At 58.8% G+C, this 18,253-nt stretch carries 16 protein-coding genes and 1 pseudogene; 6 read left to right on the top strand and 11 right to left on the bottom strand.

Going from position 1 to position 18,253, the window contains the following annotated elements:
• The first annotated feature begins 159 nt into the window (after nucleotides 1–159).
• Nucleotides 160–981, top strand: a complete 822-nt coding sequence (locus tag OQV00_RS13570; protein ID WP_004861650.1) for a helix-turn-helix domain-containing protein — start codon at nucleotides 160–162, stop codon at nucleotides 979–981.
• Nucleotides 982–989: 8 nt separating this feature from the next.
• On the opposite strand, the gene OQV00_RS13565 is transcribed toward OQV00_RS13570, so the two are convergent.
• The 4 genes from OQV00_RS13565 to OQV00_RS13550 all read right to left on the bottom strand — a co-directional run bounded on the left by OQV00_RS13565 (nucleotide 990) and on the right by OQV00_RS13550 (nucleotide 4,252).
• Nucleotides 990–1,508 (bottom strand): ClbS/DfsB family four-helix bundle protein, encoded by a 519-nt coding sequence (locus tag OQV00_RS13565; protein ID WP_004861652.1) that lies wholly within the window; start codon nucleotides 1,506–1,508, stop codon nucleotides 990–992.
• A 122-nt stretch (nucleotides 1,509–1,630) separates the two neighbouring features.
• Nucleotides 1,631–2,407 carry a DNA alkylation repair protein gene (locus OQV00_RS13560; RefSeq protein WP_004861654.1) on the bottom strand — a complete coding sequence of 259 codons (777 nt, stop codon included), beginning with the start codon at nucleotides 2,405–2,407 and terminating at the stop codon, nucleotides 1,631–1,633.
• Nucleotides 2,397–2,906: a MarR family winged helix-turn-helix transcriptional regulator gene (locus OQV00_RS13555; protein ID WP_004861657.1), complete on the bottom strand. Its 510-nt coding sequence runs from the start codon at nucleotides 2,904–2,906 to the stop codon at nucleotides 2,397–2,399. Before OQV00_RS13555 ends, OQV00_RS13560 begins: the two co-directional genes overlap by 11 nt.
• 764 nt (nucleotides 2,907–3,670) lie before the next feature.
• A complete protein-coding gene (locus tag OQV00_RS13550; protein ID WP_004861659.1) occupies nucleotides 3,671–4,252 on the bottom strand; it encodes a flavin reductase family protein in 582 nt (193 codons plus the stop codon).
• A 211-nt stretch (nucleotides 4,253–4,463) separates the two neighbouring features.
• Between OQV00_RS13550 and OQV00_RS13545 the strand changes: the two genes are divergently transcribed.
• The 4 genes and pseudogenes from OQV00_RS13545 (at nucleotide 4,464) to nhoA (ending at nucleotide 8,779) form a co-directional block, all read left to right on the top strand.
• A complete protein-coding gene (locus OQV00_RS13545) occupies nucleotides 4,464–5,168 on the top strand; it encodes an ABC transporter ATP-binding protein (RefSeq protein ID WP_162098180.1) in 705 nt (234 codons plus the stop codon).
• On the top strand, nucleotides 5,165–6,133 hold the full coding sequence (locus OQV00_RS13540; RefSeq protein ID WP_004861664.1) for an ABC transporter substrate-binding protein: 969 nt from the start codon (nucleotides 5,165–5,167) through the stop codon (nucleotides 6,131–6,133). Before OQV00_RS13545 ends, OQV00_RS13540 begins: the two co-directional genes overlap by 4 nt.
• Before the next feature lie 69 nt (nucleotides 6,134–6,202).
• Nucleotides 6,203–7,857, top strand: a pseudogene (locus OQV00_RS13535) (ABC transporter permease).
• A gap of 76 nt (nucleotides 7,858–7,933) precedes the next feature.
• Complete coding sequence (gene nhoA, locus OQV00_RS13530; RefSeq protein WP_004861668.1) at nucleotides 7,934–8,779, top strand: N-hydroxyarylamine O-acetyltransferase; 846 nt, start codon at nucleotides 7,934–7,936, stop codon at nucleotides 8,777–8,779.
• A 455-nt stretch (nucleotides 8,780–9,234) separates the two neighbouring features.
• Here the strand turns inward: nhoA and OQV00_RS13525 are convergent, their stop codons facing one another.
• Together OQV00_RS13525 and OQV00_RS13520 are read right to left on the bottom strand one after the other, a co-directional pair.
• Entirely contained in the window at nucleotides 9,235–9,645 is a 411-nt protein-coding gene (locus OQV00_RS13525) for a tautomerase family protein (RefSeq protein ID WP_266278734.1), read from the bottom strand.
• A 10-nt stretch (nucleotides 9,646–9,655) separates the two neighbouring features.
• On the bottom strand, nucleotides 9,656–9,970 hold the full coding sequence (locus OQV00_RS13520) for a carboxymuconolactone decarboxylase family protein (RefSeq protein ID WP_004861674.1): 315 nt from the start codon (nucleotides 9,968–9,970) through the stop codon (nucleotides 9,656–9,658).
• Between the two features lie 105 nt (nucleotides 9,971–10,075).
• Here OQV00_RS13520 and OQV00_RS13515 point away from each other — a divergent pair, with 105 nt between their 5' ends.
• The gene (locus tag OQV00_RS13515) at nucleotides 10,076–10,984 is read left to right on the top strand and encodes a LysR substrate-binding domain-containing protein (protein WP_266280669.1); all 909 of its coding nucleotides are present in this window, start codon (nucleotides 10,076–10,078) and stop codon (nucleotides 10,982–10,984) included.
• Nucleotides 10,985–11,029: 45 nt separating this feature from the next.
• On the opposite strand, the gene OQV00_RS13510 is transcribed toward OQV00_RS13515, so the two are convergent.
• From OQV00_RS13510 to OQV00_RS13490, 5 genes are all read right to left on the bottom strand, one after another.
• Nucleotides 11,030–11,302, bottom strand: coding sequence for a hypothetical protein (locus tag OQV00_RS13510; protein ID WP_032717404.1), 273 nt, complete (start codon nucleotides 11,300–11,302; stop codon nucleotides 11,030–11,032).
• A 192-nt stretch (nucleotides 11,303–11,494) separates the two neighbouring features.
• Nucleotides 11,495–12,175, bottom strand: a complete 681-nt coding sequence (gene narI, locus OQV00_RS13505) for a respiratory nitrate reductase subunit gamma (RefSeq protein WP_004861681.1) — start codon at nucleotides 12,173–12,175, stop codon at nucleotides 11,495–11,497.
• On the bottom strand, nucleotides 12,172–12,867 hold the full coding sequence (gene narW, locus OQV00_RS13500; protein ID WP_004861686.1) for a nitrate reductase molybdenum cofactor assembly chaperone: 696 nt from the start codon (nucleotides 12,865–12,867) through the stop codon (nucleotides 12,172–12,174). Before narW ends, narI begins: the two co-directional genes overlap by 4 nt.
• Nucleotides 12,867–14,393 carry a nitrate reductase subunit beta gene (narH, locus tag OQV00_RS13495; RefSeq protein WP_015584391.1) on the bottom strand — a complete coding sequence of 509 codons (1,527 nt, stop codon included), beginning with the start codon at nucleotides 14,391–14,393 and terminating at the stop codon, nucleotides 12,867–12,869. Before narH ends, narW begins: the two co-directional genes overlap by 1 nt.
• Nucleotides 14,390–18,130, bottom strand: coding sequence for a nitrate reductase subunit alpha (locus OQV00_RS13490; protein WP_128320896.1), 3,741 nt, complete (start codon nucleotides 18,128–18,130; stop codon nucleotides 14,390–14,392). The genes narH and OQV00_RS13490 overlap by 4 nt, the downstream gene beginning before the upstream one ends.
• Nucleotides 18,131–18,253: the final 123 nt, after the last annotated feature.

Below are 18,253 nucleotides of genomic sequence, written 5' to 3'. Positions count from 1 at the left end.
CCGCCACAACCACTCTGGCAATGCCAATCCTGTTATGAAAATGGCACTGATAGTGGGGTAGGACGGTTGGCGATCACAATTCTATAAATCTTGTACGTGGCAGCCAGTAAAATGCATTATCGTGCCACTGCCCGAATGCCGTTTTGGATATTGTTAACGATGATATTAACCGTTGAGTATTATTTCGCCGATCCGCAGGATAAACTGGGGATGTACGCCAGCGATCCGGAAGATAACAGTCATGAACACAGCCACGAGTTTGCTGAACTGGTGATAGTGGACGAGGGGCACGGCTTACATATTATTAACGGCCGGCCATTATATATTCAGCAGGGCGACGTTTTTTATGTTCAGCCTGGGGATGTACATTATTATGATGAGCTTGGAACACTGAAATTAATTAATGTATTGATTAACCCCGAGGTTGAATTTCATTATTTACAGCATCTCGATTCGCTATTGCAGACCTTCTCTTCCCGGCAGGCCTCCTGCTACGGCTGGCTGGCGCCAGATGCCCGCCATATCTGCAAGGAACTGGTGGGGAAAATATTTTCGGCGGATGGCCAGCGGGGGGAAAACAGGGCGCTGCGGGAAGCCGCATTTTTCCAGCTGGTGACGACCATAATGTATGCGGAAACCGAAGCGGAATATAGCAATACCAAATATAAACTGCATAAGCTGCTGACCTGGTTACAGGAGCACTGTTTTGAAGACCATAACTGGCAACAGCTGGCCGAAAAATTTCATCTGACGTCACGTACTGCTTTTCGCCATATAAAAGAAGCCACCGGGATGACGCCGGATAATTATTTAAAACGCCTGCGTTTAGTCTCAGCGCGAGTAAAGCTCCGGGAAACGGATATGACGATTACCGATGTGGCTTATTTGTGTGGATTTGCCAACAGTAACCACTTCACGACCCTGTACAAAAAGGTTTTTGGGGTGACCCCCAGCGAAGACAGGCGTCGTTTGCTGCGCTGAGGGAGCCACTATTTCAAGGCGACATTTTGTGCCTTCGCCCACTTGCGCAGGCGGGCGCAGGCGTTGGCATAAGGCGACGAGGTGTTGAGTGAAATCATCCGCCCCAGAGTCCATTTCCCATACCACGGCCGACCGTAAAGCGAATCATTGTCCTGGGCTTCGATGCAGGCGATAAGCCGCCGTTTAGCCTGATGCAGAGAATCGAGCAGAGCCGGGTAGTCCTGCGCGGGGTAATCGAGGTAGAACTTTTGCGCCAGCAGCCCAAGCTGGTTCCATTGAAAACCTGTTTCCGGGAAGTCGATGGGCTGCTGCGCTTCATCGTGAGCCAGCCATTTGAGAACCAGTTCATTCCATCCCAGCAGATAACAGACCAGATCGCGAACGCTCATTTCGGTGTTCTGTGCATGACCGGGAAGGGTCTTTTGCTCCGTCATCTCCGGGGGAATATGCGTCAAATAGCCGGCTAGTTTAGCGTAGTTTTTATTGATGGCTTGCAGGAGTTGCGCCTGGGTTTGCGGTACGCTCATAGCGAGTTCCTTTCGGTGGGATGAGTTGGTTATACGGTATGTTTGCGCAGAACGACGCAGGGGGCGACCGTGCTCAACAATCGGCGCCGTTTGTCGCCCGGGCAGGGCGCCTGCGTCGCTCATCAGATTAAATTTCGCCTCGCGCGCTGGCAAATGCGCAAGGTGGCGGGAGACGGGTTGTCTGCCAGCCATTGCGCGCAGAGCGACTGTACCCACTCCGCTCTCTCTTTACCCGCGTCATTCAGCCAGTTGGCCACAGAATCCTGGACATATCTCGACGGATCGGCACGCAGTGGGGAAAGTATTGCCAGCGCCCGCTGGGGCTGTTGTTTCAGCTCAGCGATATGCGCGCACCAGACGCCGCGCGGGCGCAGGGACTCGCAGGCAAAACGGCGAATGTACTGCGATGCGCAACAGGTCCAGGGGGTGAGCAGGGCGATAGTAAGATCCAGATCGTGCGCCAGATGCGGACGCAGCGCCAGCCACGCCCATTCGCGAACACCAAAATGACTATCGTCGGCCAGGGGATAGATAGCGTGTAAGCGCGCATCGAGCGTTAAATCCGGCGCGGCGCCGAGCATAAAACAGGCCCAGCCGCGCACGGTATCCGACGAATGAGCCGCACAGCGGTCGAATCCACTCTCCCCGAGTTCGCTCAGCAACAGACGAGCAATACCCGCCATTCGTTTAACAATACCCTGCGCAGCCAATCCCTCTGCGGCCTGGTGGGAAACCGGCGACAGCTCTGGAAAGACCGAGCGCAGCAGAACGGCCTGATCGATGGCCAGGATTTCCGTCAGGTTGGCACCTGGCAACTCTCCCCGCGAAAGCCGGTGCAAAATGTCGTCAGGGATATCCGCGACGCGGGTTGCGCCTTTACGTTGTTGTTCAACCGGCATGGGCATCTCCTTTTCCTGCCTGGGTACCGGCGGCAACTTTCGCCAGCAGTTCAGACAGCTGGGTGCGTTCTTGCGCCGAGAGAGGGCTGAACAAACCGGCGATCCAGCGGCTGTGTCGGGCAAAAACGCGGGCGATAAGCTGCTTCCCCTCAGAGGTTAATGCGATACGCATGGCCCGGCCATCAAGGGGATCGGCGTGGCGTTCAATCAGCCGGTCGCGTTCGAGACCGTTCAGCAATCCGGTAATGGTTGCCCGGGTGACGCCGGCTTTTTCCGCCAGTACGTTGGGGGCCAGACCGTCAGGCGCGCCATCGAGTATAAACAACAGAACAAAGCGCCCCTCGGACAATCCCCATGGCGCCAGCAGCAGCGCACAATCGCGATCAATCGCAGCGGCCAGCGAGAGGGTCTGAAAACAGAGACGGATCGTATCGACATCGGCAAGCTGAAGACGCCGGGCCTCCTGCAATAACGAAAGATATTTCTGTTCAAGCTCCATCGCGGCCTCTGCAATATAGTATGGCGCCTAACTATATGGGTGAGTTTATCGATAATCAAATGTCAACGCGCGTTTTGTGAACATCGGCATAAAAGATGATAAATCGGGCCTGGACAGCGTGCCGGTATTTTGCCGGGTGGCGGCTGACGCCTTACCCGGCCTACAGGGGGACACGGGTGATAGCGGAATAGCCTGACCGGCGAGGGAGGGGATGTTATGCGCCGATCGTGTAGGCCGTGCCAGCGAAGCGCCGGCGGGCAATTCCCCGGAGCTCATATGCGGCCAGCAAGCCAGGCAGGCGAGCCAGTAAATACGGGGTTGCGGATGTGATAGCAGGCGAGGGAGTGGATGTCATGTGCCGATCGTGTAGGCCCGTGCCAGCGAAGCGCCGCCGGGCAATTTCCACGAAGCGTATATGCGGCAAGCAAGCCAGGCAGTAAATACGGGGTTGCGGATGTGATAGCAGAATAGCCTGACTGGCGAGGGCGTGGATGCCATGCGCCGATCGTGTAGGCCCGTGCCAGCGAAGCGCCGCCGGGCAATTCCCCGAAGTGCATATGCGGTCAGCAAGCCAGGCAGGCGAGCCAGTAAATACGGGGTTGCGGATGTGATAACAGAATAGCCTGACCGGCGAGGGAGGGGATGTCATGCGCCGATCGTGTAGGCCCGTGCCAGCGAAGCGCCGCCGGGCAATTTCCCCGAAGCGCATATGCGGCCAGCAAGCCAGGCAGGCCGGTAAACCCTGCCTGCGCCGGCGAATGGGGTTACTCTTCCGGAGTATTGGCGCGCACGTGGCGGCCGCTGGCGACAAAGTTTCCGGTGCCGAGATGATGCAGCGTATTGATCTTATCGTCGTCGAACTGCCAGCGTCCGGTGACGAAAGCGCGCTCATCGGCGGCGGCGGAAACCACCTCGCCAAACAGCGTGTCGTACTGCTCCTGAGCTGCCGTTGGCGGCAACAGTCGGCACTCCATCCACGCCAGGCACTTCTCTTCAATCAGCGGTAATCCCAGCTCCGGCCCCTGCACCACGGGGATGCCGTAAGCGTTAAATTTATCCTCATCACGTCCACTGATGCTGCCGACCGCGTAGGTCCAGCTGGCAGCTTCTACGCCGGGGACCACGATGCCGAAGGTACCGTTGCGCTCAATGATCTCCCTTGTCCAGGCACTTTTATCCACCACGATGGCGAGTCGCGGCGGGGCAAATTCCACCGGCATCGACCACGCGGCGGCCATGACGTTACGGCGTTGAGAAGCGGCATCGTAACTGGTTATCAGAATGGTCGGGCCATGATTGAGCAGGCGACTGGCGTACTGGAGTTCCACGTGGCGAAAACGGCTCATAAGCGTTCCTTGGTAAATGGGTCTGATGCCAGACAACACGTTAATCCGCAATGAAAATGTAATCAATATGTCATGCGGGCTCCCTATAGTCGGCACCACTAAATCCCAAAGAGGATAACAATATGTTAGCTCTCCTGTCTTTATCACAGGTGAGTGCGGCCCGCCGGCTGTTGACGGCGGGCGGAGCAACGCTTTCCCGGCAGGGAGGGCGATAATGCGCGCGCTTACCGGCATCAAACTCGACGGCGTTTCGTTCGCCTTCGGCACTCATACTGTCCTGAATCAAATAGACCTGCATATCGATGCGGGTAGCATCGTGGCGCTGCTGGGGCCGTCTGGCTGCGGCAAAAGTACCCTGTTGCGCCTGTTGGCGGGGCTCAGCGTTCCGGCAGCAGGCGAGATACGCTTTGGCGATCGTCTGGTGGCGAAACCCGGCTGGGGTATGGCGCCGGAGCAGCGTGACATCGGCATGGTTTTTCAGGACTACGCCCTGTGGCCGCATATGACGGCGGCGCAGAATGTCGCCTTTCCACTGCGGATGCGCGGCGTAGCGCGCGCAGCGCGACAACAGCGGGTTAATGATGCGCTGGCGATGGTTGGCCTCAACGGCTTTGCCGATCGTAAACCCTCCGGTCTTTCCGGCGGTCAGCAGCAGCGCGTCGCGCTGGCTCGCGCCATCGTTGCCGAACCTCGCGTGCTGTTGTTTGACGAACCGCTCTCCAACCTCGATAGCGAACTGCGCGAATCGCTGTGTGTCGAGATGAGCCGTCTGCTGCGTCAGCTGGGGATCACCGCGGTATATGTCACTCACGACCGCCGCGAAGCCGAACTGCTGGCCGACCGAATTGTTCATTTATCTGCCGGCACTATTGCCGCCGTTCGCACCATCACTTCATCCTCCGGGGAACTCGCATGAAAACCGTTATGACCGTTAAGAAAGGAGCTGTGCTCGCGATGTTGTTGTCTGCCACCATGATGTCCAGCGCCCACGCGCTGACCGTATATACCGCCGGGCCGGGTTCGCTGGCGAAAAGTCTCGCCAGCGGCTATGAAAAGAAAACCGGGGTGAAGGTCAATATTTTCCAGGCCACGACCGGTAAGGTGATGGCGCGTCTCGACGCGGAGCAGGCCAATCCGCAGGCGGATGTGCTGATCTCCGCCTCCTGGGATACCGCGGAAGATTTGCATCAACGCGGCTGGCTGCTGCCGTATCAAAGCGCCAATGCCGATAAGGTCCCGGCGAACCTGAAATCTGCGGATTACGTTGCGCAGGGGATATCGGCACTGGGGATCGTCTGGAACAGCAAAAGCGGCACCCCGGAGCCGAAAGAGTGGCGCGACCTGACCGAAGCGGCGTTTAAAGATAAGGTCACGACGCCAGATCCGGCGCTCTCCGGCGCATCGCTGGATTTGCTGATCGGGTTGCAGAATGGCATGGGCGACAAGGCCTGGGCATTGTTCGACGAACTGAAAAAGAACGGCATGGTGGTCAGCGGGCCGAACGCTCAGGCGGTGACGCCGGTCATGCAGGGGGCGAAAGCGGCGGTGTTCGGCGCGGTGGACTATGTCTCTTACGGTAATATCGACCAGGGGGAATCCCTGAAAGTGATTTTCCCCGCCAGCGGCACGGTGATTGCCCCGCGGCCGATGATGATCCTTAAAACCACGGCGCATGCTGACGATGCCAAAGCCTTCGTTGACTATGTCCTGTCGCCGGAAGGCCAGGCGCTGGTCGCCGGCGCGTGGCTGATGCCCGCACGTAGCGATATCCCGGCTAAACGTCCGCTGCTTAATGAACTGAAAATTCTGCCGACCACCAGCGATGGCAGCAGCGAACGCAGTACGGTACTTTCCCGCTTCAATACCCTTTTCGCGCAGTAATTTGCCTTTCTCCCGGGGGGCGGTTGACGCCTGACCCGGGAGACGGGGCCGTATTCCCAGGACTCTACCGTGAAACAGAAACTGATTTCCGGCGTCACTCTGACGGTGCTGCTGGTGCTGGTGGCGTTACCGCTTTTATTCATCGTCTTACAGGCGATTTTCCCCCATTTCAGCGCCGGTTCCCTGAGCGGAGCGCTGACGGGCGTACCGATGCTGTTCGCCGATCCTCAGCTCCTGCCGATGCTCGGCGGCACCCTGTGGGTGGCCTGCGGCGTCGCGCTGATGAGCGTGGTTATCGGCCTGCCGCTGGGGGTGCTGCGCGGCCTGTTTAATGTTCCGCTGCCGCGCCTGTGGGATCTGCTGTTCCTGATCCCGTTCCTCACGCCGCCATATATCGCGGCGCTGTCGTGGATGCTGGTGCTGCAAAGCAACGGCTATCTGCAACAGCTCACCGGCTGGGATCTGAACGATCTGCTGTTCAGCCGCGGCGGGATCGTGCTGGTGATGACCTTTAATATCTTCCCGGTGGTCTATTTTGCCGTTTCCCGCAGCCTGCTGGCGAGCGGTCAGCGGCTGGCGATCGTCGCGCGCGTTCACGGCGCCAGCGCCTGGCGAGCCTTCTGGCATATTACGCTGCCGATGCTTTCCCCGGCGCTGGCGGCGGGGATGCTGCTGGCGTTTACCCTGGCAATTGAGGAGTTTGGCGTCCCGGCGGCGTTAGGATCGCGGGCCGGTCTGGTGATGCTCACCGTCGGTATTGAGAAAAAACTGGCTGACTGGCCCATCGATCTGCCGGGCGCGTCGCTACTGTCGCTGCTGCTGATTGGCGTCGCGCTGCTGGCCTGGTGGCTGCAAAAGCGGTTGGTGGGGGATACCGAGGTCACCAGCGTGACCGGCAAGCCGGGGAAAACAGCGGGGCGGAACTGGGGTGGCTGGCGCTGCCCGCTGTTCTGCTGATGCTGGGTATCGCAGGCGTCGCCGTGGTGCTGCCGGGCGCGGCGATGGTCCTGACCGGCCTGATGGGGACCTTATCAGGCGGCATTCATGCCGATAATTTTACTTTCCGCCATTTTGCCGCGCTGTTTGCCAGGCAGGGGGATGCGTTGTCGGCGCTGGGAACCAGTCTGTCGCTGGCGCTGGCGTCGGCGCTGATCGTCGGCCTGGTGGGGCTGATTGTCGCATGGCTGGTGCTGGTGCAGAAAATCAAAGGCCGTGGCATCGTCGATGCGCTGTCGCTGATGCCGGCGGCGCTGCCGGGGGTGGTCGTGGGCGTCGGGCTGATTCTGCTGTGGAACCAGCCGTTCTGGCCGGTTTCGCCCTATAACAGCGGATGGATGCTGCTATTGTCATACTGTTGCCTGCTGCTGCCGTGGCCGGTGCGCTATGTTGGCAGCGCTCTGCGCCAGCTGGGGAATAATCTCGAACCGGCGGCGCGGGTCCACGGCGCATCGCCGCTGCAGGCGCTGCGGCTGATTGTGCTGCCGCTGGTCTTTCCGGCGCTGCTGGCGGCGATGCTGATGGTGTTTGCCGTCGCTTCGCGTGAACTGGTGACATCGCTGCTGTTGGCTCCGGCGGGGACGCAAACCGTGTCCGTGTTTATCTGGCGTCAGTTTGAGCAAGGGTCGATCGGCCAGGGCATGGCCATGGCTTCGCTGACGCTGTTGACCGGCCTGGCGTTGATGCTCGGCGCGCTGGCCTTGATGCAACGCGGCGCGCGCGGTTAAGGGTGACCGCACAAAATATGCAGTCGGCCGGGGAAAATAGGCTATAAATGTCGAACACCGATTGCTGGAGGCATTGATGAGTCGATTTTTAAGCGCTTATTTTTCTCGTCTGGGCTGGACGGGAACCCCTGATGTATCGCTTAACACCTTGCGCGAACTGCATATTCACCACAATGGCGCGATCCCGTTTGAAAATCTGGATGTTCTGCTGCCCAGAGAGATCCATCTTGACGATCGGACGCTGGAAGAGAAGCTGATTAACGGCCGTCGTGGCGGTTACTGCTTCGAGCAAAATGGGCTGCTGGAGCGGGTACTTCGCGAGCTGGGTTTTAACGTCCGTAGTCTGCTGGGGCGCGTGGTGCTGGCCAATCCGTCGCAGATGCCGCCGCGAACCCATCGCCTGCTGCTGGTTGAGGTCGACGGTGAGCGCTGGATCGCCGATGTCGGCTTCGGCGGCCAGACCCTGACCGCGCCTGTCCGGCTGCTGGCGGATGCGGAACAGTCAACCCCGCACGGTGTCTACCGACTGATTTGCGAAGGGGATGAGTGGACGTTACAGTACAGCCATCACGGCCACTGGCAGTCGATGTACGTTTTCGACCTCGGGCGCCAGTATGCCGCTGACTATGTCATGGGGAATTTCTGGTCGGCGCACTGGCCGCAATCGCATTTCCGCCACCATCTGCTGATGTGTCGTCATTTGCCGGACGGCGGGAAAATGACGTTAACTAACTTCCACTTTACCCATTGGGATAATGCCCATGTGGTGGAGAAGATCGATTTACCGGATGTTCCTGCGCTGTATGAGGCGCTGCAAACCCGCTTCGGTCTTGGCGTCGATGATGCCAAATATGGCTTTACTGAAGGTGAGCTCGCAGCGGTCATGGCGGCGTTTGATACCCATCCTGAGGCGGGGAAGTAGGGGCGACGCTGTCCAGACAGAAGGGGCGGTCGGCCGTGCAGGCGGACCGCATCTATCGCATCGCCAGACCCGCAAGGTGAAAGGTCGCATCTGAAATCCTCTCCGGTTTTTTTCAGGGCGTCGTCCCAGCGAAAACAGAGTATAGCGACCGCCTTTTCTCGGCCATAAACCGGGGAACTGCGGCATTTGTCCTGTCACTTTCGGCGATGTTAACCCACAAGAGACATGCTTCCAGCGTCACCCGTTGTTCACCAGCATCCCCCCGGGGCCGCGGTCTGCTAATGCCGGCCGCGAGCGGTATCGGGCACCTGCTCTTTACCCGAGAGTCATGCTTCGCGATGACCCAACGTGGTGGCGCTGCGTCTCCTGTAGCGTCAGCCGCCGGGAAGCATCCTCAGCAACCGGGTCGGCTTCCGGCTCCTGACTGGTCACAGCCTCTGTTATTGCAGCGTTGCTTAGCGCGGCGGAGGAATATCCGTCAGGCTGAACATTTTCCCGCTGCCGAATGACCAGTCTTCCGGCTCGGTATAGCCGATCACTACCATCACCTCATGCGGGCTGATGCCCAGCGACTGCTCAAGTCGCGTCACTAAATCCTGATAAAAACGCTGCTTTTGCAGATGGCTGCGTGGCTTACCGGCGGTTATCTGAAACAGCAGGAAATCATCGCTGCGTCCGTCTTCAGCCCTACAGAGATAGTGCGGGTTAACTATCCGCTGCCCTGGGCTGTAGCAGTCAAAAAGCTGAAAGCAGTCGCCGGCCGGGACCGAAAAATGATCTTCAAGCGCCTGCTGCAAATCGATAGAGATTCGAGCGTGCCATTGCGCGAAACGCTGCGCAGAAATGGCGATGCGGGTTATGGGCATGCGCGTCTCCTCATTCGGTATCAAGCTGGCTAAACACATTGAGTGCTGAAACCGCCGCTGGCCATCCGGCGTAAAACGACAGGTGGGTAAAAAGCTCGGTGATTTCGCTCTCCGTTACGCCGTTTTCCCGGGCGAATGTCAGGTGCCAGGCAAGCTGTTCAGGACGATACATTGCGACCAGCGCGCTGAGAGTGATGAGGCTTCTGTCACGCGGTGACAGCGCGGGGCGTTGCCAGATATCGCCAAACAGGATCTCTTCACTCAGTGATGCCAGCTTTGGCGCCAGCGCTGCCAGGGTTTCCCGGGTCAGATTAACTTTGTCCATTTGCAATCTCATAGGTGGGATGTCACGGAGACGATATCCGGTTATGATGGTTTCGATAATCATATAATTTGTGAGTAATAATCCTGAAAAACGGGATGATTAATGATGACCAGACGACCACTGACCTTTGATGCCGACGCGCTACGCGCTTTCGTGACCGGAATGGAACTCGGCAGTTTTGCCCTTGCCGCCGAACGCCTGGGGCGTTCAACGTCGGCGATCAGCGCTCAGCTTAAAAAGCTTGAGCAGCAGAGCGGCACGGCGCTGGTACAAAAGGCCGGGCGTCATCTGGCGTTGACGGCGGAAGGGGAAATTATGCTGAGCTACGCGCGGCGAATGCTTAGCCTGAATGACGAGGCCTTGGCCGCGCTGCAGGCCAGAGGGGTAAGCGGCGAGGTTCGTCTCGGACTGCAGGAGGACTTTGGCGAGGTGTTACTGCCGGCGGTCCTCGGGCAATTTTCCCGGGCTTGTCCCGAGGTGGAGATTGCGATTACCGTCACGCGGAATGCGCCGCTGCGCGAGGCGATGATGCGCCAGGAGCTCGATCTGGCCCTGAGCTGGGAAGGGCGCGACGCACCGGTTTTTGATCATCTGCTGGGGAGACTGCCGCTGCAGTGGATCGCGGCGGCGGCGTTCGATGTTGCCCGTTATCTCGACAGCAACCAGCCGCTGCCGCTGCTGGCCTTTGAAGCGCCGTGCGTCATGCGCACCGCCGCCACCGCGGCGTTAGATAAAGCCGGAATCCCCTGGCGTATTGCCTTTACCAGTCGCAGTCTGAACGGAATCTGGGCTGCCGCATCTGCAGGACTGGGGGTGGCGCTACGCACAACGATAGGCATGCCTGCTACGCTGCAGATCGTTGATTGCGCAAAATTGCCCGCGGCGGGTGACATTGGGGTGGGATTATATGGCGATGAAAATCGGCTTACCGGGCCGGCGAAACTGCTGCTGCACACTATTACCGCCTGTTTTGCGCTGCATATGCCGCCGACGGATAATTGCGCTTTGCGCTGAAATCCGCTTGTTAATCTGTTTGTTGCGCCTGGAGGCGTAAATTTGCTATCTGTTTGAAAATAGAAAAACGATGAAAGCAACAATCGCGCACAGGCACACAAATATGACGCTCGCGGTGTACTCCTTTACCTCCGTCAGATAATCGTCATTAAATCTGTTTAACGCTTTAACGGCATCGTTTTCGTTTTCAGCTTCTACCTCAACGTGATGTTTTCTGAATCCCTGTCGTTTCATCTCTTTAAGCAAAGAGGATGTCACTGCGTCTTTTGCTACGGCTCTCCCGCCGCGACTGCTGATAAAAATGACGTATTTACCCATGGTTCCCTCACCTACGTATCATCCGGTTGAGTCAGCGCGTTTCAAGAGAAGAGATTACGTGCGGGAACAGTATAAGTCATTGCGGGAAGCGACTACAGGTTTACCTTTTCCCCCTGTTTTAACAGCGTCAGCCTCCTGGCGCGGAGGCTGACGGGTTAGCTCATAAGGGTTGACAGAGAGGGAGTCAAACCTTCAGCGTCGGGATCTCACCAGCTGGTAGCGGCGGGTCAAATACTCTATTGGCGCGCTCCAGACGTGCACCAGGCGAGTGAACGGGAAGATCAGGAAGATGGTCATCCCCAGCACCAGGTGAACGCGGTAGATAAATGCCACGCCATCAAGATGCGCCGAGGCGCCGCCGTGGAAGGTCACCACCGCCTGCGCCCAGTCCACCAGCTTCAGCATTTCACTGCCGTCAGGATGTTGAGCGGAGAAGGGGATGGTCGTCAGACCCAGCGCACACTGAATCAGCAGAATGCTCAGAATCACAATATCCGCCGTCGATGAGGTGGCGCGAATGCGCGGGTTGGTCAGACGACGAATCAGCAGCCCGGCGCCGCCCACCAGCGTCAGTACGCCGCAGATCCCGCCGAGAATCATCGCCATCAGCTGCTTTTGCGACATTGGCAGGAACCAGGAGTAAACCCAGTGCGGGGTCAGCATCCCGAAGAGGTGGCCGAAGAAGATGCCCAGGATGCCGATATGGAACAGATTCGACCACAGCACCATGCCGCGTTTGTCGAGCATCTGGCTGGAAGAGGCGCGCCACGTATACTGCCCGTAGTCGTAGCGTAGCCAGCTGCCGATGAGAAACACCGTCCCGCACAGATAGGGGTAGATATCGTAAAAAAAGACGTTCAGGTACTGTATCATTTCGGGCCTCCGGCACCGACGTCGACGTACTGTGGCGCGACGTCCTGGCTAAAGCGTCGTTGATAATGTTGCATCGGGGAGCTGTCGCAGGCGGTGGCGTTATCTTCGATAAACTTCACCTGCTCCTCCTCCCACACCGCATCCAGCGCCTGGCGGGTATCATCGCGCTTTTCACCCGCCACCTGCCTGGTGACACTGTCACTGCTGAGCGCGCTGCCAGCCAGCGCCAGCAGGACGTCAAACAGCTGATAATATTGACACTGTCGCTGTTTGACGCGCCCGCCAAGCAGCGCCAGAATCGGGGCCACGTTTTGCAAGCCTTCTCTGGCGTCGTCTGGCGGCAGGCTACTGAGGTACTCCAGATAGAGCGGTAAATGGTCAGGCAGCTCCCGGCAGTCGATGTGCAGCCCGGCCTGCTCATACTGATTCATCAGCTCGACCATCGCCTGGCCGCGGTCGCGGGACTCCGCGTGCACGTGCTCAAACAGCAGCAGCGAGGTGGCCCGTCCGCGGTCAAACACTTCACACCATTCGGCCTGGCGGTCGAGCAGCGGGGCGGCCAGCAGCGATTCAACAAACGGCAGTAGCGCCGGCGCATCGGCACGGACCAATTCCAGCGCCTCTTCACGGTTGTCCCACAGCAGGCTATCCGGATACTCCAGCAGCAGACCGATAATTTTGAGGATCCGCATTACTCTTTCTCCCCGATGTTGATCGCATCGATGCGCTGGCTGTTGAACAGGTTGAATTTGGTATCCGACCCGTGACAGCCATCGCCGAAGGTAAATCCGCAGCCGTTGCGTTCCGGGAAGGCATCTTCCGCCATTTCCCGGTGGCTGGTGGGGATCACGAAGCGATCTTCGTAGTTAGCGATGGCCAGGTAGCGGTACATCTCCTCGACCTGTTCCACGCTTAAGCCCACCTCTTCGATAGCCCGGGTGTCGGTCACTCCTTCGACGGTCTGTGAGCGTTTGTAGTGGCGCATCGCCATCATGCGTTTCAGGGCGCGCAGCACCGGGCCGGTATCGCCGGCGCTCAGCAGATTGGCGAGGTACTGCACCGGAATGCGCAGGCTTTCGACGGCAGGCAGAATGCTGCCATTATTTGGCAGGCCGCCGGCGTCGGCGACCGACTGAATCGGTGACAGCGGCGGGACGTACCAGACCATCGGCAGGGTGCGATACTCCGGGTGCAGCGGTAGCGCCAGCTTCCAGTCCATCGCCAGTTTATACACCGGCGATTTCTGCGCCGCGTCGATGACGTTATGCGGGATCCCTTGTTTCAGCGCCTCTTCAATCACCGCCGGGTCGTGCGGGTCGAGGAATACCTCGCACTGGCGTTCATAGAGGTCGGTTTCATGTTCGGTGCTGGCCGCTTCCTCAATCCGGTCGGCGTCATACAGCAGCACGCCGAGGTAGCGAATGCGCCCGACGCAAGTTTCCGAACAGACCGTCGGCTGGCCGGATTCAATCCGCGGATAGCAGAAGATGCACTTCTCCGATTTGCCGCTCTTCCAGTTAAAGTAGATTTTTTTGTACGGGCAGCCGCTGATGCACATGCGCCAGCCGCGGCATTTATCCTGATCGATCAGTACGATGCCATCCTCTTCGCGCTTATAGATAGCCCCGCTCGGGCAGGTCGCGACGCAGCTCGGGTTAAGGCAGTGTTCGCACAGGCGCGGCAGATACATCATGAAGGTGTTTTCAAACTGGCCGTACATCTCTTTCTGCATGGCTTCGAAGTTACGGTCACGGGCGCGCTTTTCAAACTCGCCGCCAAGCAGCTCTTCCCAGTTGGGGCCCCAGCTGATTTTATCCATTCGCTTACCGCTAATCAGCGAACGGGGGCGGGCGGTAGGCAGATGCTGGCTCTCCGGCGCGGTATGCAGATGCTGGTAATCGTAGGTGAAGGGTTCGTAATAGTCGTCGATGCCCGGCAGCTGCGGGTTGGCGAAGATTTTTGCCAACACGCCAACGCGGTTGCCGAGGCGCGGCGTCAGCTTACCGGTGATCCCGCGGATCCAGCCGCCTTGCCACTCTTCCTGGTCTTCCCAGTTTTTCGGGTAGCCGATACCGGGTTTGGTTTCGACGTTGTTAAACCAGGCGTATTCCATCCCTTCGCGCCCGGTCCAGACGTTCTTGCAGGTGACCGAGCAGGTGTGGCAGCCGATGCATTTGTCGAGATTGAGCACCATTCCAACTTGTGAGCGGATTTTCATTTTTTCGCCTCCTGTACCTGATCGCGACCTTCGTCATCCAGCCAGTTAATGTTTTTCATTTTACGAATCATGATGAACTCATCGCGGTTGGAGCCGACGGTACCGTAATAGTTAAAGCCGTAGGCCAGCTGCGCATAGCCGCCAATCATGTGGGTGGGTTTCGGGCAAATGCGGGTCACCGAGTTATGAATGCCGCCGCGACGGCCGGTGACTTCAGATCCGGGAATGTTCATGATGCGCTCCTGCGCGTGGTACATCATGGTCATGCCGGGCGGTACGCGCTGGCTGACCACCGCCCGGGCGGTGAGCGCACCGTTGGCGTTGAAGGCCTCAATCCAGTCGTTGTCCTCAATGCCAAGCTCTCTGGCGTCGGTTTCACTGATCCAGACGATCGGCCCGCCGCGCGACAGGGTCAGCATCAGCAGGTTTTCGCTGTAGGTGGAGTGAATCCCCCATTTCTGGTGCGGGGTGAGGAAATTGAGCGCCTTTTCCGGGAAGCCGTTCGGCGGAATCTGATGCATATGGCTGACGCTCCGGGTATCAATCGGCGGCCGGTAGACCACCAGACTTTCACCGAAGGCGCGCATCCACGGATGATCCTGATACAGCTGCTGGCGGCCGGAGAGCGTGCGCCAGGGGATCAGTTCATGGACATTGGTGTAGCCGGCGTTGTAGGAGACGTGCTCGCTTTCCAGCCCGGACCAGGTCGGACTGGAGATGATTTTGCGCGGCTGGGCCTGAATATCGCGAAAGCGAATCTTCTCATCTTCTTTGTTGATAGCCAGATGGGTGTGATCGCGTCCGGTAAACTCTCCCAGCGCCTGCCAGGCTTTGACCGCCACCTGGCCGTTGGTTTCTGGCGCCAGGCTGAGGATCACTTCCGTGGCGTCGATGGCGCTGTCGATGCGCGGGCGGCCTTTTGCCGGGCCGTCGAGCTTGACGTAATTGAGTTTGCCGAGGAAATCGACCTCATCCTGCGTTTTCCAGCTGATGCCTTTACTGCCGTTGCCCAGCTTATCCAGCAGCGGGCCCAGGGAAGTGAAGCGCTCGTAGGTGGCAGGGTAATCGCGCTCGACTACCGCAATGGTCGGGGCCGTTTTCCCCGGAATCAGATCGCACTCGCCCTTATGCCAGTCAACCACATCGAAAGGCTGGGACAGTTCGCCCGCAGAGTCATGCTGCAGAGGCAGAAGCACCACATCGGTCTCCGCGTCGAGATGGCCGACGCAGACCGTCGAAAAGACGTTGGCGATCTCTTTATAGATTTCCCAGTCGCTTTTGGCTTCCCAGGCCGGGTCGACGGCGGCGGAAAGCGGGTGGATAAACGGATGCATATCCGAGGTGTTCATATCGTCTTTTTCATACCAGGTGGCGGTCGGCAGAACGATATCTGAGAACAGGCAGGTGCTCGACATGCGGAAATCGAGGGTCACCAGCAGATCGAGCTTGCCTTCAATCGCCGGGGTCTGCCACTCGACCTCTTCCGGTTTAACCTCGTCCGTCGCCCCCAGTTCATCGCCCTGGATGCCGCTGTCGGTGCCCAGCAGATATTTGAGCATGTACTCATGCCCCTTGCCGGAGGAACCCAGCAGGTTGGAGCGCCAGATAAACATATTCCGCGGATGGTTTTTACCGTTGTCCGGCTGCTCGCAGGCAAAGCGGATGGCGCCGGATTTTAACGCCTGCACGGTGTAGTCGGCGGGTGAGAGGCCGGCGGCATCGGCCTGCTGCTTAATGGTCAGCGGATTGACGCTGAGCTGCGGGGCGGAAGGCAGCCAGCCCATGCGCTCGGCGCGCACGTTAAAATCAATCAGGTGTCCGGTATATCGACTGGCGTCCGCCAGCGGTGAAAGCAGCTCCTGGGCGGTCAGCTTTTCATAGCGCCACTGGCTGGAGTGGTTGTAGAAATAAGAGGTGCTGTTCATCTGGCGCGGCGGGCGGTTCCAGTCGGTGGCAAACGCCAGCGGCAGCCAGCCGGTCTGCGGACGCAGTTTTTCCTGGCCGACATAGTGCGACCAGCCGCCGCCGCTCTGTCCGACGCAGCCGCAGAACACCAGCATATTGATCATCCCCCGGTAGTTCATATCCATGTGGTACCAGTGGTTGACGCCGGCACCGAGGATAATCATCGAGCGACCGTGGGTTTTATGCGCGGTATCGGCGAACTCCCAGGCGATTTGCTCTATGTGGTGGCGGGGAACGCCGGTAATCTGCTCCGCCCAGGCCGGAGTGTAGGCTTTCACCTCGCTGAAATCGCCGGCCGCGTTCTCATCGTCGAGCCCCCGGTCGAGGCCGTAGTTAGCCAGGACCAGGTCATAGACGCTCACCACCAGTTTGCTCTCGCCGCTGGCCAGGGTCAGACGTTTGGCCGGAAGCCGATGAATCAGCACCGGCTGCTGCTCAACGCTGCGAAAATGCGGGTTCTCGTTGCCACCAAAGTAGGGGAAGCCCACGGCGGCGACGGTATCTTTGATATTCAGCAGGGACAGCGCCAGTTCGGTCTCCTTCCCGGCAGCCCGCGGTTCGAGGTTCCATTTCCCTTTTTCGCCCCAGCGAAAACCGATAGAGCCATGGGGGGCGACCAGTTCACCGGCGGAACTGAAGGCCACGGTTTTCCACTCCGGATTGTTGCTCTCACCCAGCCCGTCCAGCAGGTCAGAAGCGCGCACCATTCGCCCGGGGACGGTGGTACCATCGTCGCGATCGTCGAGCAGCACCAGCATCGGCATGTCGGTGTAGTGGCGGCAGTAGTTAAGGAAGTAATCGCTCGGATTGTCGAGATGGAAGCGTTTTAAGATGACATGGCCCATCGCCATGGCCAGCGCGCTGTCGGTACCCTGTTTCGGCGCCAGCCACTGATCGCACAGTTTCGCCACTTCCGAATAGTCCGGCGTAATAGCAATAGTTTTGGTGCCTTTGTAGCGCACCTCGGTAAAAAAGTGGGCGTCAGGCGTTCGGGTCTGCGGCACGTTAGAGCCCCAGGCGATGATGTAGCTGGAGTTATACCAGTCGGCAGATTCCGGGACGTCGGTCTGTTCGCCCCAGGTCATCGGCGAGGCGGGGGGCAGGTCGCAATACCAGTCGTAGAAGCTCAGGCAGGTACCGCCAATTAGCGACAGGTAGCGGGTACCAGCGGCATAAGAGACCATCGACATCGCCGGGATCGGCGAGAAGCCGACAATGCGGTCCGGGCCATAGTGCTTGATGGTCCAGACGTTGGCGGCGGCAATCAGCTGGTTCAGCTCTTTCCAGGTCGAGCGAATAAACCCGCCTTTGCCGCGCATCTGCTTGTAGCTGAGACACTGCTGCGGATCTTCCATAATGCTGTTCCAGGCATCGACCGGGTCGGGATGGCGGGCCAGCGCCGTGCGCCACAGCTCAATCAGCCGTTTACGTGCCAGCGGGTATTTGAGTCGGTTGGCGCTGTAGAGATACCAGGAGTAGCTGGCGCCGCGCGGGCAGCCGCGCGGTTCGTGGTTGGGCAGATCCGGGCGGGTACGCGGATAGTCGGTCTGCTGGGTTTCCCAGGTGACCAGCCCGTTTTTGACGTAAATTTTCCAGCTGCATGAGCCCGTACAGTTTACTCCGTGCGTGGAACGGACGATCTTGTCGAACTGCCAGCGCTGACGGTAACTATTTTCCCAGTCACGGTTGGTATCCAGGACCTGACCGTGGCCGTTGGCAAAGGTCTCGCGTTTCTGCTTAAAGTAGCGAAAGCGATCCAGTAGTTTACTCATGACGTTTCTCCTGCTCCGATAATGTCCGGCATCAAGCCCTTGCCGGATGCGACGCGTTAGCGCCTTATCCGGCCAGCAAGACCGCACGATCCCGTAGGCCGGATAAAGGCGTCAGCCGCCATC

The organism is Klebsiella sp. DY2415 (assembly GCF_026314315.1).
Classification (GTDB): domain Bacteria; phylum Pseudomonadota; class Gammaproteobacteria; order Enterobacterales; family Enterobacteriaceae; genus Klebsiella; species Klebsiella ornithinolytica.
Note: the sequence above shows the minus strand (reverse complement) of the source record. Positions and strands in the feature narration are given on the sequence as shown.